The following is a 14,707-nucleotide window of genomic DNA, read 5'->3' as shown; positions in this document are numbered from 1 at the left end:
CCTTCACCCCCGCCCCCATCAACCCCAAGGACACGCGTTGAGCGAGCTGGTCACCGCCCGGATCCGCGCCACCGCCACCAAGCTCGGCCTGCCCCACCTGACTCAGTCGCTGGCTGAGTACGTCGGCCGGGCCGACGCCGGTCAGATGGCCTACCTCGACTTCCTCGACCTGGTCCTGGAAGAAGAACTCGCCGTCCGTGAAGAGCGCCGCTTCCGCCATGCCCTGCGGCTCTCTCGCCTGCCGCACTACAAGACGATCGAGGAGTACGACTTCTCCTACCAGCCCGAACTCGACCCCCGGAAGGTCAAGGACCTGGCCACCCTCGCGTTCGTCGAGGCCAGGGCCAACGTTGCTCTGCTGGGGCCGCCGGGAGTAGGAAAAACACACCTCGCGGTCGCCCTGGCGGTCGCCGCCTGCCGGGCCGGCTACACGATCTACTTCACGACCCTGGACGACATGGTCCGCCAGCTCAAAGCCGCCGACTCCATCGGCCGCCTGGCCAGCAAACTCCGCACCTACCTGCGGCCCAACGTCCTCGTGGTCGACGAGGTCGGCTACCTCCCGCTGGAACGTGACGAGGCGAACCTCGTCTTCCAGATGCTCTCCAAGCGCTACGAAAAGGGCTCCACCTTGCTGACCTCGAACAAAAGTTTCAGCGAGTGGGGCCAGGTCTTCGGCGACGACGTCCTGGCCACCGCCATCATCGACCGCCTCCTCCACCACTGCGAAATCCTCGCCATCAACGGCGCCAGCTACCGGCTGAAGAACCGCCTCACCGCCATCGAAGGCGGCATCACCGCCGTCAGCTGACCCGGACTCAAGCTCTGCACATCAGCCCGTACATACCTCTGCACTACAGCCCGTACGCCGACACCCCTCGAAATCCTCGCTGAGCGCGGGCGCACCAAGCGGATCCGCAATCCCGCGAGGATCACCCTCGAGCAGCAGCGCTCGCGCTGAGAGCCGCGAGTCAACCGATCCACAGGTCTTGACTATTGCTCCTTCACGCCAGAGTCACTGTCCAAAGCGACAGCCCCAACGGCAAGATCAAGACGACACCTTGATGATCGGCAAGCCCTTAGCCTCGCGCTTTCACGAGGCGGGCTGTCCGACTGGTGATCACGAAAGCGGAAAGTGCCTCTGACCAGCGAGAATGAGGATTGCTGAGGTCCCTGTTCCCGCCACCGCCGGAGGCACTTCCCAGGTGAAGAAGCGTATCGGGTCCTACCCGCGTGTCCGCGTCGAGGGCGGTGGCCGTGGAGTGGTCGGCCATGCGGGCGGCGTGCTGCTGGTGGAGACTGCCCGCAAGAGCGGGCTGGATCAGGCGATATCGACCGCGCTGGCGCCCTGGCGCAAGCCGCGGACAGTGCACGATCCGGGCAAGATCCTGCTGGACGTGGCCCTGGCGGTCGCGCTGGGCGGGGACTGCCTCGCAGACGTGGGCATGCTGCGGGCCGAGCCGGGCGTGTTCGGGCCGGTGGCCTCCGACCCGACCGTCTCCCGCCTCGTCGACGCCCTCGCCTCGGCCGGGCCGATGGCCCTTGAGGCCATCAGGACGGCACGGGCTGAAGTCCGCGAGCGGGTGTGGAAGTTGGCCGGCCCGTCGGCTCCGGACGCGGGCGGACAGCTGATCGTGGACCTCGACGGAGTGCTCGTCATCGCACATTCCGACAAGCAAGATGCGGCCGCGACCTGGAAGAAGACCTTCGGGCACCATCCGCTGATGGGCTTCGTCGATCACGGCCGGGGCGGCAGCGGGGAGCCGGTGGCCGGTCTGCTGCGGCCGGGCAACGCGGGCAGCAACACCGCCGCCGACCACATCGACGCCGCGAGGCTGGCCCTGGCTCAGCTGCCCAAGAAGTACCGGCGCGGACGACAGACGCTGATCCGTACCGACTCCGGCGGCGGCACCCACGAGTTCGTTGCCTGGCTGGCCCGGCGTGGCCGGTGGCTGTCGTACTCAGTCGGCATGACCATCACCGATTCCATCCACGCCGCGGTGCTCCGCATCCCGGCCACCGCCTGGACGGCCGCCGTCGAACCGGGCGGCGAGATCCGCGACGGAGCCTGGGTGGCCGAACTCGACGGCGACTGCCTCAAAGGCTGGCCGACGGGGATGCGGCTGATCGTGCGCAAGGAACGCCCGCATCCAGGCGCCCAGTTGCGCTTCACCGACGCCGACGGGATGCGGCTGACCTGCCTCGCCACCAACACCAAGGAGGTGCCGATCGCCGCCCTCGAACTGCGCCACCGCCAGCGCGCCCGCGCCGAGGACCGCATCCGCGCCGCCCGCGCCACCGGCCTGCGCAACCTCCCGCTCCACGACATGGCACAGAACCGGATCTGGCTGGAGATCGTCCAGATCGCCCTCGAGCTACTGGCCTGGATGCCGATGCTCGCCCTGACCGGTCCTGCCCGGCTCTGGGAGCCCCGCCGACTCCGCCTGCGGCTGTTCTCCGCCGCCGCCCAGCTCGTCACCACCGGCCGACGCCGCTACCTCCGCCTCGCCCACCACTGGCCCTGGACCCACCTGATCACGGAAGCCCTGGCCCGGCTCAACACCCTCCCAGACCCCGGCTGACCAGCACGTTTCCGCCCCTGCGAGCAGCACCATCCCGCCGGAGCCGTGGAACCCGGCGCCCACCCGACGCGACAGCCGGGCCCTCAGCCTGCCCATCACCAGCCCGACAAGCGAAACGGCCCGCCAGTCACACTGACGAGCCGTCATGAAATGCCGAGGTTAGTCTCCGAGGAGAAGGAGGTGGTCATGCGACTGCACGACCTCGATGGCAACCGCCCCATTGGTCGCCCAACATGATCGCCGGGAACTATGATAGTCATCGGACCATATGGCAATCTGCAGCGCCCGGTCCCTTGTGGGTATGTGATTGTCCATCCATCACAGCAGACTCGTCACATCACAGTATGCAACGGGGGAACACGTGCGGATCGAAGGAAGCGTTGCACTGGTTACCGGCGGAACATCCGGTCTGGGCCTGGCAACAGTGCGCGAACTGTACAAGCGGGGCGCGTCCGTGGTCGTCGTCGGCCGGTCCTCCTCGCCGGGCAAGCAGATCGAGGCGGAGCTGGGCGAGCGGGTGGTGTTCTCGCCCGGAGACGTGACCGACGAGGACGATGTCGCCGCCGCGATCGACCGCGCGCAGAGCCTCGGTCCCCTGCGTACCGTGGTGAACTGCGCTGGCGTCGGCAGTGCTTCGAAGACCGTCGGCCGCAACGGGCCTTTCCCCCTGGGGGCCTTCAGCAAGGTCGTCCAGGTCAATCTGATCGGCACCTTCAACGTCGTCCGCCTCGCCGCGGCACAGATCGCTCAGGCCGAGGACGAGGACGGGGAACGCGGTGTCATCATCAACACCGCCTCGGCGGCCGCGTTCGAGGGGCAGATCGGGCAGGCCGCCTACGCGGCGTCCAAGGGGGGCATCGTGTCCATGACCCTGCCGATCGCCCGTGACCTCGCCGAGTGGAAGATCCGGGTGGTCACGATCGCGCCGGGGCTCTTCCACACCCCCATGTTCGCCCCCCTCCCGGAGTCCGCGCTCGAGGCGCTCGGCCGGCAGGTGCCGCATCCGGCCCGGCTGGGCGATCCGGCGGAGTTCGCCTCACTCGTGACGCATGTCGTGGAGAACCCGATGCTCAACGGGGAGACGATCCGGCTCGACGGCGCTCTGCGGATGGCACCGAGATAGCCGATGCCGCCAATCCGCGGTACCCCTAATCCGCGCTCCCTTGCGCGGCATTGCGGCCCGGCCGTACGTTGAAGACATGGCAGATCAACTCGGTTCCTCAGAGCGCCTGTTGTCCTATGTGCGCGACGTGTCGTTGCGAGACGACGAGATTCTGCGCGATCTGCGCGAGTTCACCGCGGCGCTGCCCATGGGGCGCGCGATGCAGGTCATGGCCGAGGAGGGACAGTTCCTGGGTTTTCTGACCGGATTGATCGGAGCGCGGAATGTCGTGGAGATCGGGACATTCACCGGATACAGCACCCTGTGCATGGCACGCGCGATACCGCCGGACGGACGGCTGATCACCTGCGACATCAGTGACAAATGGCCCGCGATCGCGCGGGAATACTGGACCCGGGCAGGCGTGGCCGACCGTATCGATGTCCAGATCGGCGAGGCCACCGAGACGCTTGCCAAGCTGGTCGCCGAGTCCGGGGCGGACACTCTCGATCTCGTCTTCATCGACGCCGACAAAGTCAACTACCGTCGCTACTACGAGCTGGCCTTGGAACTGGTGCGCCCCGGCGGGCTCATCGCCGTGGACAACACTCTTTTCTTCGGCCGGGTGGTCGACGCGTCCGCCCAGGATCGCGACACCCTTGCCATCCGTGAACTGAATCTGCTGCTGCGCGACGACGACCGGGTGGAGATCTCGCTTCTCCCGATGGCCGACGGCATCACCTTGGCGCGCAAGAAGACGGGTCTTCGAATTTAGGCGGGGTGGAGGTGTCCGCGAGCTCGACGGGTGGTGACGAAGCCTGTGCGTAGGAGTTGGTTGGCGGGGCTGCGGAAGCCTTGCGTTTTGAGTTCCCGGTCACGCCGGGTGACAAGAGCCAGCCGGGGGTCTGCAGGTGGGGCGGGGAGGTTTCGGCCTGCTCCGTGAGCCCTTGGGGCGGCCCGGTCCGGCGGGCCGGGGTTTCGGCGGCTTGGTGATCGCGGGGAGTTTCGCGCGGAGGCGGCGAAACCCCAACCGGACCCGGTAGGGGCTCAGGGTGGTGCCGTGGGTCAGGCGGGCCTGCCAGGGGCGGCGGAGATCGTCGGCGAGGTCTCGGGCGAGACGCAGCTGCGCGTAGGCGGCCAGGACGAGGGCTGTCCACCGGTCGACGGCTTCGGCCGAATCCAGGCGGGCGGCGCCCAGGCCGAGGCGGCCCTTGACGAACCGGTGGAAGCATTCCTGGTCGAAGCGGCGCATGCAGGCCATACCAGCTCCAGCCCCCGCTCGCCGAAGGGCAGATCCCGTGGGCGGGTCTGCACGAAGCCCTTGACGCGTACGGCGAACACCCGCGGGAGGGACAGACCCGAGCGGCCTCGTCCGCGGTGGTCAGGCGCGCCCACCGGGTGCCATCAGCAAGCCGCTCGACCTTCGCCACGGCCAGGCCGTCCAGGTCGAGCAGCAACGTCGTATCGTTGTCCAAGCCCGTGTGTCCAGGTGATCGAGCTGCGTAGAGGACAGCCATGATCACCCACGACCACGGGCATCCTGCGTCCGGGGTCGACTCGCCCCGGCCTCACCGTCCGTGACGACGAGGCAGGCCGACTGCAGGCAGACCCCGCTCAAGTCCGAAGACCCGTGAAGACACGGTGAGGATCAGCGCACCGGCCCGGCCGTGGTGACTCGACGGCCTGCGGCCAGATCCGGCGCGGTGATCCGGATGGCGGCGTGCGCCTCGCGCGGACCCGGGACGAGATGCAGCCGTTGGAGGTCCTTGGTGCCCGCCTCGGGCAGCGCGTCCCGGCACGCGCAGCGCTCTTCCGTGAGCCCGGCGAACCGATAGGCGATCTCCATCATGCGGTTGCGGTCCGTGGGCCGGAAGTCGGCCACCAGATGCGCGCCCGCCCGAGCGGCCTGGTCGATCAGCCAGTTGAGGATCGCGGCGCCGGCCCCGAAGGAGACCACCCGGCAGGAGGTGGCCAGCAGCTTCAGATGCCAGGTGCCCGGGTGCATCGCCAGCAACAGCACGCCGACCGCGCCGTGCGGGCCGAAACGGTCGCTCATGGTCGTCACCAACACCTCGTGGTCCGGGTCCGTCAGCAGGCCGCGCAGCGCCGCGTCGGAGTAGTGCACTCCGGTCGCGTTCATCTGACTGGTGCGCAAGGTGAGTTCTTCGACCCGGGACAGCTGCTCATTGCTGGCCCTGTCGATCTGCATGACCAGGTCGAGCGATCGGAGGAATTCCCCGTCCGGGCCGCTGAAGGCGACCTGTTCGGCCTCGCGCTGGATACCGGCCTGGTACATCTGGCGGCGGCGCCGGGAGTCGACGGTGACGGCCTTCGGACTGAACTCGGGCAAGTCCCGCAGTTCCGCCAGTTGTTCGGCGGCGTAGCACCTGACCTCGGGCAGACGGAACGCGACCTCGGCCCGTTCGGCGGGCTGGTCGTCGATGAACGCGATGGTGCGGTGCGCGAAATTCAGTCGTTCGGCGATCGCGCGGACCGCCTCCGACTTCGGACCCCAGCCGATCCGGGGCACTATGAAGTATTCGGCGACACCCAGTTCTTCCAGCTTCGACCAGGCGAGGTCGTAGTCGTTCTTGCTCGCTATCGACTGCAGAATTCCCCGGGAGTCGAGCGTCACGATCAACTCGCGTATCTCGTCGGGCAGGCGCACCTCGTCGTTCTCCAGCAAGGTGCCCTGCCACAGGGTATTGTCCAAATCCCAGACCAGGCATTTCACCGTGGTCGGCGTTTCAGGCATGCATCACTCCACAGGTTGTCAGTCCGCCGTCGCGACGGCGTGCTGGGCCAGAATCAGCTCACAGATTTCATTGCTGCCTTCGATGATTTCCATCAGCTTCGCGTCCCGGTACGCGCGTGCCACGACATGGCCGTCCCGCGTTCCCGCCGAGGCCAGCACCTGTACGGCCGTGGCGGCGCCCTGCGCCGCGTGGCGGGCGCCGACGTGTTTGGCGAGCACGGTGGCGACGACGAGGTCGGGCGAGCCGGCGTCCCAGCAGGCGCTGGCGTGCGTACAGGCCTGGGTCGCGGTCTGTTCGGCGATGAACAGGTCGGCGAGGTGCCGCGCCACGAGCTGGTGCTCGGTGAGCGGTTTGCCGAACTGGGTCCGGGTCCTGGCGTGCCGCGCGGCGGCGTTGCGGCATGCGCGCAGGATGCCGACGCAGCCCCAGGCGACCGAGATCCGGCCGTAGGCGAGCGCGGTGGTGACCAGGAGCGGCAGGGGCATGCCGGGGCCGCCGAGAACGCTGGAGGCCGGCAGCCGCACCGAGTCGAAGCGGAGATGCGCATGCCCCGCGGCGCGGCATCCCAGCGGGTCGGCGACCCGCTCCACGCGCACGCCGGGTGCCGAGGCGGGCACCACGACGGCGGCAGCGCCGCCGTCGCACTTGGCGAAGACGATCAGCAGGTCCGCGTAGTGCGCACCGGTGATCCACACCTTGTGCCCGTCGAGGACCACCGAGTCGCCGTAGAACCGGATCTCGGTGCTCATCGTGGACAGGTCGGAGCCCGCTTCCGACTCGCTGAACCCCACCGCCGCCAGGCGGCCGCTGACGAGCTGGGGCAGCAGGGCGGCGGACTGGTCCGAGTCGGCCAGCCGCTGGATGGTCCAGGCCGCCATGCCCTGCGAGGTCATCACGCTGCGCAGCGAACTGCACAGGCTGCCCGTGTGCGCGGTGAGCAGCCCGTTGGCGTGGCTGCCGAGACCGCGCCCGCCGTGCGCGGTGCCGACCTGGGCGCACAGCAGTCCGGCGGCGCCCAGTTCGCGGAGCAGTTCCCGGGGAATTTGCCCGGCGAGGTCCCACGCCTCGGCCTGGTCGCCGACGAGTTCGTCGATGACCTTGAACCCGTCGGCCGGCAGCTCAGGCATCACCGACCGCCGAGGACGCGCCGCGCAGCCGGAGCACCAGTTCCGTCATCATCCGTACTGTGCGGAAGTTGTCCGTCTTGAGATCGGAGCCGACGATGGCGATCCCGTAGTTCTGCTCCAGGTGGACGACGAGTTCCATCGCGAACATCGAGGACACCAGTCCGGAGGCGAAGAGTTCCTGTGTCGGCGACACCGAGGCCTTCGTCCTCGTCTCAAGGAAGCTCAGCAGCGCCTGCTCGATCGATTCGGCGGTCAGGTTGCCGGTGTTCTGTTCGGTCGTCATGCCATGTCCTTTCCGTATACGTAGAAACCGCGGCCGGACTTGCGGCCGAGTTCGCCGCCGCGCACCTTTGCCAGCAGCAGGTCACAGGGTTTGCACGCCTCGTCGCCGGTGCGTTCGTGCAGCTCGGCGAGGGAGTCGGCCAGGTTGTCCAGCCCGATCAGGTCGGCGGTGCGCAGCGGCCCCGTCGGATGTCCCAGGCAGCCCTCCATCAGCTCGTCGACCGCCTCGACCGTGGCGGTGCCCTCGGCGACGATCCGCGCGGCGGCGTTGATCATCGGGTGGAGCAGCCTGCTGGTCACAAAGCCCGGCGCGTCCTGGACGAGCACCGCGCGCCGGGTCACGGCGGTCAGCAACGCGACCACTGATGCGACGGTCGTGTCGGCGGTGCGCGGGCCCCGGCTCACCTCCACCATCCTGATCAGGTAGGGCGGGTTCATGAAGTGGGTGCCGATGAGGTCCTCGGGCCGGGCGGTGGACGCGGCCAGCTCGCTGACGGGAATGCCGGAGGTGTTGGTGATCAACGGGGTGCCGGGCCTCACCACGGCCGACACCTCGGCCAGCACCTTGGCCTTCACGGCGGGCGACTCGGTCACCGCCTCGATCACGGCAGTCGCCTCTGCCGTGTCGGCGAGGGACACGGTGGTGCCGAGTTCGCCGGGGGCTCGGCCGACGGGGAGCACACCCATCAGCTGGGCGTGCCGCAGCTGATGGGTGATTCTGGCCCGCGCGTCGTCGAGCATCTCCTGGTCGACGTCCACGACGACGACGGGGATGCCGTGTCCGAGCACCAGGGCGGCGATGCCCGAGCCCATCACTCCCCCGCCCACCACGGCGACCCGATGGGCAGTCGTTTCCTGCGTCATGGCGACGCGGTCCTCCTCACTGCGGCCGTGGCCGCCTGCAACCTCGCTCTTCTCGCCCACACCGCTCACACCCGGATGGGCAGCCGTGCCGCCCCGCGCAGGGTGAGCAGCCCGTTCCACCTGACCTCGCCGTCCAGACTCAGGCCGGGAAAGCGGCGGACCAGCTCGCTGATCGCGACCCTGCCTTCGATGCGGGCCAGCATGCCGCCGAGGCAGTAGTGCATGCCGCCGCCGAAGGACAGATGCCGGCGTGCGTTCGCCCGGTCCAGCTTCAGCTCCTCCGCGTCGGGCCCCCAGAACGCCTCGTCGCGGTTGGCCCCCGCCAGGTTGGCGAGGATGATCGACCCGGCGGGGATCTCGTACCCGCCGACGTGGTACGGCTCCCGGGTCACCCGCCTGCTGGTGTGCGTTGGCGGGTCGTAGCGCAGTATCTCCTCGACCGCGTTCTCCTCCAGCTCCGGCCTGGCGCGCAGGAGTTCGAGCTGGTCCGGGTTGCGCAGCAGGGCAAGGGCGCCGCCCGAGATCAGGTTCACGGTCGTCTCGTAACCCGCGACGAAGAGCATGGTGACCTGGGCGACCAGCTCGTCGTGGGTGAGCTTGTCCCCGTCCTCCTCGGCGGCGATGAGCGCGGTGAGCAGGTCGTCGCCGGGGTCGCGCCGCTTGCGGGAGACGGCGTCGCTGATCAGCTCGAAGATCTCCGCGTCGGCGGCCTCGATGACCCTCATCACCTCGGGGTCGGTGGTCAGCTCGACAGAGCGCATCAGCAGGCTGGTGAGCATGCGCAGGTGCTGGGTGTCGATCGGGGGCATCCCCATCATCCGTGTCATCACGGTGAACGGCAGGGGGAACGCCAGCGACTCGACCAGATCGCCGCCGCCGGCCTTCGCGATGCCGTCGAGTGCCTCGCCGACGAGGGCGCGGACCATCGGCTCCAGGGCGTTGATCGCCCGCGCGGTGAAGGCCTTGGTGACCAGCTTGCGCAGCCGGGTGTGGGCCGGCGGGTCCAGGTCCAGCAGGGCGAGCCCCTTCAGGCGGGGCTTGTCGGTGACGCCTGCCTTCTTGTACGCGTCACGGAACGGCCCGGGGGCGACATGGCGCTGCTCGACGGAGAGCCCGGAACGCAGCAGCGTGTCCACGTCCGCGTAGCGGGAGAGCATCCAGAAGCCGCCGGGGTGCTCGTGCACCGGCACATGCCTGCGCAGCTCCGCGTAGTGCGGATAGGGGTCCTCCATGAATTCCGGTGTGAACGGGTAGTAGATCAAGGGCTGGTCCTGCGGCACGGTGTTCACTGCGCGACGGTTTCCTTCTCCGGTGTCACTGGCTTCGGTTCCGCTGCGTCTCGTAAAAACTGCGCAGCCGGTCGGTGATGTGCGCCGCCGCGCCTTCCATGAGGACGTGGGAGATGGCTTCGATGGTCCGGACCCGCCAAGGGTGCAGCTCCGTGCCGGCGACCGACTGGTTGAAGGCGCCCATCGCCGGTCCGCAGTGGACGAGATAGTCGGCCCTGGCCTGCTGGTCTCCGGTCACCGCGAGGCGGAAGCCGCGTGCGAAGTAGCCCCGGAACAAGTTCGCCAGCTGCGCCTTCGCGTCCGGACCCGGTGCCGCGTCCACGGGCGGGCGGTATGCGCCGCCCAGGTAGCGGTCGAGGATCTGCCTTCTGCTCTCGTCGTCGAGCCCGCCGAAGGAGGCGTGCCGGCGCCACAGGTCGTGCAGGCGGTACGCCCGGGCCGGGAAGAGCAGACCTCGCTTCAAGTAGCGTGCATGGACGCCCAGTTCGAAGAGCTCGCTCCAGGGCGCGGTGGCCACGTCGTACTCGTGCGCCTGGTGCAGGAGATCCTTGACCTGGTCGCTGGTGGCGGCCTCGACCGAGCACTGGTTGACCGACCCGGTCATCACGAAGTCGGCGCCGAGCAGGAAGGCCGCGGCGGCCGACTCCGGGGTGCCGATGCCGCCGGCACAGCCGACGTGCACCCGGGGGCCGGGCAGGGCCGTCTCGTCGCGCAGCCGGAGCACCGCCGGGAGCAGGGTGAGCGGATCGGCGGTGCCGCACAGCCAACCGCCGTCCGCCTCCACGCACAGGTCGTCGGCCATCGCGCGGGACGCCGCCGCGGCGGCCTCGGCTTCGGTCACCGCGCCGGTGGCCAGCAGCCGCGCGACCAGCCGCTCGGGAGGCGGGGCGAGGAACGCGGCGGCCACATCGGTCCGGGAGACCTTCGCGATGATCCGGCCTCCCTTGAGCCGGAAGCGCACCAGGTCCTCGGTGATCTGCGGGAAGCCGGACGCCTCCACCAGGTCCACACCGTGCCGCAGCAGAACGTCCACCAGGGCCGCCTCCTGCTCCGGAACGCCGTGCCGATGGAGGAAGTTGACGCCGAATCCGCCGTCGAGGCCCAAGTCGCGCAGGTGTCCCTCGACCTCGGCCGGGGTAAGTCCGCCGCTGCCGAGGAAGCCGAGGAGCCCCGCCTTGGCCGCCGCGCGCAGCAGCTCCGGACCGGAGACACCGCCGTACATCGACCCCACCAGGTACGCGCGGCGAAGCCCGTACCGCTCCCGGAAGGTCCGGGCACCGAGGTCCTCGGCCGTGAGCGCGATGTGCTGTGCCGGGTCCCGGGTGACCGAGGGCACCGGGGCGGCCGGAGTCTCGCCGGCCGACAGCGCCGGGGCGGCCGGGGTCTCGCCGGCCAGTGGCGTCCGGATCGCCGGTGCGGGGGCCGGGAGGGGTTCGGTGGATGTCCTGATGCGCTGGACGAGTTTGCCGAGCACCTGGCCGGGGCCGAGTTCGACGAACTCGAAGTCGCCGTGGCGCATCAGGGTGCGGACAGTCTCGGTCCAGCGGACCGGGGCGGCGATCTGTGCCGTCAGGCGTTCCTTCACCGTGTCGGGTGTGTACGGCCGCGCGTCGACGTTGGCCAGCACGGGGACCGTCGGCGGGCGCAGTGTGAAGCCGTCGAGGAACCGGCCAAACCGCTCGGCCACCGGGCGCATGTAGCGGGAGTGCAGCGGCGCGCTGACCTGAAGCCGGACCATGCGGGCGCCAACCGCTTCGAAGGCCGCGCACGCCGTGTCGATGTCCGCACCGGGACCGGAGACGACGAACTGGTCCGGGGCGTTGTGGTTGGCGAGGTCGAGGGTGGCGAGGGCGGGGTCCGCGAGCACCCTCAGGACGGTCTCCTCGTCGATCCCGACCACCGCGGCCATGGCACCGGGGTCGGCGGCGGCCATCAGCTCGCCGCGCCGCCGCACCAGTCTCAGTCCGGTCTCGAAGTCGAAGACCCCGGCTGCGAACAGCGCCGCGTACTCGCCCAGGCTGTGTCCGACGAGCCAGTCCGGCGGCTCGGGATCGCGGGCCGCACGGTCGAGGTAGGACAGGGCGCTCACGACGTAGAGCGCGGGTTGGGTGAACTCCGTACGGCTGAGCCGGCGTTCGGGATCCCTGACGCACAGCTCCTCGATGGAGCAGCCGAGCACCTCGTCGGCGATCGCCGTCTCCTCGGGGAACCGTTTGAACAGTCCCTGGCCCATGCCCCGCCGTTGTGAGCCCTGGCCCGGAAAGCCGTAGACCTTCATGGCGCGGGGTGCGGGCGTGCCGGGCGCCGTCCTCGGGGCCGTGCGGGCGGCGCGCTCGCGGGCCCTGTCGAGCAGGTCGGTGTCCTTCTCGAACTGGCTGAGCAGCGGCAACGACTGCGCACGCGTCCCGGGCGGGAGGAGCTGGGTCACGAAGTTGTGCAGGGTGCCGGCCGGGCCGAGGTCGAGGTAGAGGAAGTCGCCGGTCTCCCGCAGGCCGGCCAGGGCTCGCTCGAATTCGATCGGCCGCCGGGCGACCTGCCAGAAGTGGTCGGCGGTCGCCCGTGTCACCGGCTTGCCGTCCACACAGGACACCCAGGGGATGCGCGGCGCCGCAAACGCCACTCCGTCGAAGGCCTCCCGGCACGCGTCGAGCGCCTGGTCCAGCAGGCGGGAATGGAAGGCGTACTCGATCGGCAGGCGTACGTGCAGCACGTCGGCGGCGCGCAGGCCCGCCTCCGCACGGGCCAGATCCGCCTCCGGGCCCGCGACCACGAAGCTGCCCGGGTAGTTGTGGGCGGCGATCTCGCAGGCGCGCAGTTCGGGTACGCGGTCCAGTACGTCGGTCCCGGTGAGCACGGCGAGCATGCCGCCGGGTGGCAGCCCGCGCACCGCATCGGCCTGCCGCACCAGCACCCGCAGGCAGTCGAGCGGGTCGAGACTGCCGGCGACGACGGCCGCGGCGTACTCGCCGAGGCTGGAACCGAGGACGAGGTCCGGCTCGATGCCCTCCGCGTGCAAGGTCTCCGTCAGCGCCAGCTCGATCATGACGATGCCCGGATGGGTGATCCGCGTGTCGAGGAAGGGATGGTTCTTCGGCTTCGCCGGGTCGTAAATCCGCGCGAGCACCGACTCGCCCAGCTCCTCGGCGACCACGGCGTCATAGCGCTGGAGCGTCGTACGGAACACCTCGTGAGTGTCGTACAGCTCCTTGCCCATGCCGTAGTACTGGGAGCCCTGCCCGGGGTACAGGAACACGGTGCGCTGTGTTGCGTTCATCGATAGTCGTCCCAGAAAAGGCGCTTGGTCACGGTCCGGGGTTCGGCTGTTCCTCTGATGACGATCCTCCGGTTCAGCGGGGGTTCCGGCAGCGGTGTCCTGGTGTGCCGCGCGGGCTCGGGGGCGGGGGCGAGCAAAACGTGCGCGTTGGTACCGCCGTCGGCGAAGCAGCTGAGCGCCGCGAGTGCGGCCGTGTCCGGCCACGGCGCGGGTTCCCTGGGGAAGTACAGCGGCGAGCCGGCCAGGTCGAAGTGCTGGAGGGGCTCCTGTCCGGAGCCGAACGGCACCTGTTCGGCGTGGTGCAGCATCAGGACGACCTTGATGAACGCCGCGATGCCCTCCGCGGACAGCGGGTGGCCGATGTTCGGCTTGACCGAGCCGAGGGCCACCGGACGGGTCGGGCCGGTGCCGTAGACGGCGTGGACGGCCTTGAGCTCCAGCAGGTCGGTGACGGTGGATCCGGAGCCGTTGGCCTCCACCCAGCCGACGTCCTGGGGGCGGTGGCCGCCGCGCGCCAGCGCCTCGGACATCACCCCCTTCAGAGCCTCCAGGTTGGGGGTGGCCGGTCCCGGGGTGCGGCCGTCGTTGTTGATCGCGATGCTCTTGAGGATCGCCAGCACCCGGTCGCCGTCGGCCTGTGCCGCCGCCAGGGGCTTGAGGACGACCACGCCGGTCCCTTCGCCGAGAACCAGGCCGGAGGCCCGGCGGTCGAACAGATGGAACTCGGCACCGGGGTTGAGCAGTCCGCGTCGGGCGAACATCCGGTGCGCCCGGTCGTCGGCGAGCAGGCTCACCCCGGCCACTACCGCCGCCTCGACGGTGCCCGCGCGCAGCGCCTGGGCGGCCATGTCCATCGCCACCAGAGCGGAGGAGCAGGCGGTGTCGATCACGACGCTGGGGCCGCGGAAGTCGAAGAACTGGGAGATGTTGGCGGACAGGTAGTTCTGGCCGGTGACCATCACCGGGTTCTTCGAACGGTCGACCAGGGTGTCGTCCGGTGTGCGCGTCGCCCGGCCGCCGACGTACACCCCGACGCGGCGCGCCTTGAGTTCGTCGGGCCGGTAACCGGCGTGGTGCACGGCCCGGTTGACTTCCTCCAAGAGCAGCAGCGCCTGCGGGTCCATGGCGGTGACGTCCGCCTCCGACAGCAGGAACGCCTCCGGGTCGAAGCGCAGCACATCCGGCAGCAGCCCGGCGTGGTGGCCGTTCAGCCCGCCGAAGCGCTCCTCGGGGAGCGGACGCAGCGCCGTACGGCCGTGTCGCAGCAGGTCCCAGTACTCGCTCGGGGACCCAGCGCCGGGGAAGCGGCAGGACAGGCCCACGACCGCGATGTCGTCGATGGCACCGGACTGTGGTGAGACGGCTCGCGGTGCTGTGGCCGGGGCCGTGGTGGTGGCCCGGCCACAGCACCGCGAGCCGTCTCACCACAGT

General features: G+C 69.7%; 12 protein-coding genes. 4 read left to right on the top strand and 8 right to left on the bottom strand.

Features of this window, described 5'->3' with window-relative positions:
* Positions 1 to 37 precede the first annotated feature (37 nt).
* From istB to C1I97_RS15815, 4 genes are all read left to right on the top strand, one after another.
* Positions 38 to 811, top strand: coding sequence for an IS21-like element helper ATPase IstB (gene istB, locus C1I97_RS15830; protein WP_111003860.1), 774 nt, complete (start codon positions 38 to 40; stop codon positions 809 to 811).
* 394 nt (positions 812 to 1,205) lie between these two features.
* The gene (locus C1I97_RS15825) at positions 1,206 to 2,582 is read left to right on the top strand and encodes an IS1380 family transposase (RefSeq protein ID WP_111003859.1); all 1,377 of its coding nucleotides are present in this window, start codon (positions 1,206 to 1,208) and stop codon (positions 2,580 to 2,582) included.
* A 361-nt stretch (positions 2,583 to 2,943) separates the two neighbouring features.
* Entirely contained in the window at positions 2,944 to 3,705 is a 762-nt protein-coding gene (locus C1I97_RS15820; RefSeq protein ID WP_111003858.1) for a 3-hydroxyacyl-CoA dehydrogenase, read from the top strand.
* 76 nt (positions 3,706 to 3,781) lie between these two features.
* Entirely contained in the window at positions 3,782 to 4,459 is a 678-nt protein-coding gene (locus C1I97_RS15815) for an O-methyltransferase (RefSeq protein WP_111003857.1), read from the top strand.
* A gap of 99 nt (positions 4,460 to 4,558) precedes the next feature.
* Here C1I97_RS15815 and C1I97_RS15810 read toward each other — a convergent pair whose 3' ends face one another.
* From C1I97_RS15810 to C1I97_RS15775, 8 genes are all read right to left on the bottom strand, one after another.
* A complete protein-coding gene (locus tag C1I97_RS15810) occupies positions 4,559 to 4,945 on the bottom strand; it encodes a hypothetical protein (protein WP_111003856.1) in 387 nt (128 codons plus the stop codon).
* Between the two features lie 387 nt (positions 4,946 to 5,332).
* Positions 5,333 to 6,439 carry an HAD-IIIC family phosphatase gene (locus tag C1I97_RS15805; protein WP_111003855.1) on the bottom strand — a complete coding sequence of 369 codons (1,107 nt, stop codon included), beginning with the start codon at positions 6,437 to 6,439 and terminating at the stop codon, positions 5,333 to 5,335.
* An 18-nt stretch (positions 6,440 to 6,457) separates the two neighbouring features.
* A complete protein-coding gene (locus C1I97_RS15800) occupies positions 6,458 to 7,567 on the bottom strand; it encodes an acyl-CoA dehydrogenase family protein (protein WP_111003854.1) in 1,110 nt (369 codons plus the stop codon).
* Positions 7,560 to 7,850, bottom strand: a complete 291-nt coding sequence (locus tag C1I97_RS15795; RefSeq protein ID WP_111003853.1) for an acyl carrier protein — start codon at positions 7,848 to 7,850, stop codon at positions 7,560 to 7,562. Before C1I97_RS15795 ends, C1I97_RS15800 begins: the two co-directional genes overlap by 8 nt.
* The gene (locus tag C1I97_RS15790; protein ID WP_111003861.1) at positions 7,847 to 8,713 is read right to left on the bottom strand and encodes a 3-hydroxyacyl-CoA dehydrogenase family protein; all 867 of its coding nucleotides are present in this window, start codon (positions 8,711 to 8,713) and stop codon (positions 7,847 to 7,849) included. The genes C1I97_RS15795 and C1I97_RS15790 overlap by 4 nt, the downstream gene beginning before the upstream one ends.
* A 65-nt stretch (positions 8,714 to 8,778) precedes the next feature.
* Positions 8,779 to 10,002 carry a cytochrome P450 gene (locus C1I97_RS15785; protein WP_111003852.1) on the bottom strand — a complete coding sequence of 408 codons (1,224 nt, stop codon included), beginning with the start codon at positions 10,000 to 10,002 and terminating at the stop codon, positions 8,779 to 8,781.
* 25 nt (positions 10,003 to 10,027) lie between these two features.
* Complete coding sequence (gene fabD, locus C1I97_RS15780) at positions 10,028 to 13,276, bottom strand: ACP S-malonyltransferase (RefSeq protein WP_111003851.1); 3,249 nt, start codon at positions 13,274 to 13,276, stop codon at positions 10,028 to 10,030.
* Positions 13,273 to 14,598: a polyketide synthase gene (locus tag C1I97_RS15775; RefSeq protein ID WP_258382587.1), complete on the bottom strand. Its 1,326-nt coding sequence runs from the start codon at positions 14,596 to 14,598 to the stop codon at positions 13,273 to 13,275. Before C1I97_RS15775 ends, fabD begins: the two co-directional genes overlap by 4 nt.
* Positions 14,599 to 14,707: the final 109 nt, after the last annotated feature.

The sequence above is a fragment of the Streptomyces sp. NTH33 genome (assembly GCF_003236365.1).
Taxonomy (GTDB): domain Bacteria; phylum Actinomycetota; class Actinomycetes; order Streptomycetales; family Streptomycetaceae; genus Streptomyces.
The sequence above is the reverse complement of the archived record's forward strand: the minus strand, read 5'-3'. Positions and strand labels throughout refer to the sequence as shown.

Bases quoted from the DNA above. Each gene is read 5' to 3' on its own strand.
- C1I97_RS15790 (WP_111003861.1), bottom strand. From the start codon at position 8,713: ATGACGCAGGAAACGACTGCCCATCGGGTCGCCGTGGTGGGCGGGGGA.
- C1I97_RS15805 (WP_111003855.1), bottom strand. From the start codon at position 6,439: ATGCCTGAAACGCCGACCACGGTGAAATGCCTGGTCTGGGATTTGGAC.
- C1I97_RS15795 (WP_111003853.1), bottom strand. From the start codon at position 7,850: ATGACGACCGAACAGAACACCGGCAACCTGACCGCCGAATCGATCGAG.
- C1I97_RS15800 (WP_111003854.1), bottom strand. From the start codon at position 7,567: ATGCCTGAGCTGCCGGCCGACGGGTTCAAGGTCATCGACGAACTCGTC.
- C1I97_RS15815 (WP_111003857.1), top strand. From the start codon at position 3,782: ATGGCAGATCAACTCGGTTCCTCAGAGCGCCTGTTGTCCTATGTGCGC.
- C1I97_RS15810 (WP_111003856.1), bottom strand. From the start codon at position 4,945: ATGGCCTGCATGCGCCGCTTCGACCAGGAATGCTTCCACCGGTTCGTC.
- fabD (WP_111003851.1), bottom strand. From the start codon at position 13,276: ATGAACGCAACACAGCGCACCGTGTTCCTGTACCCCGGGCAGGGCTCC.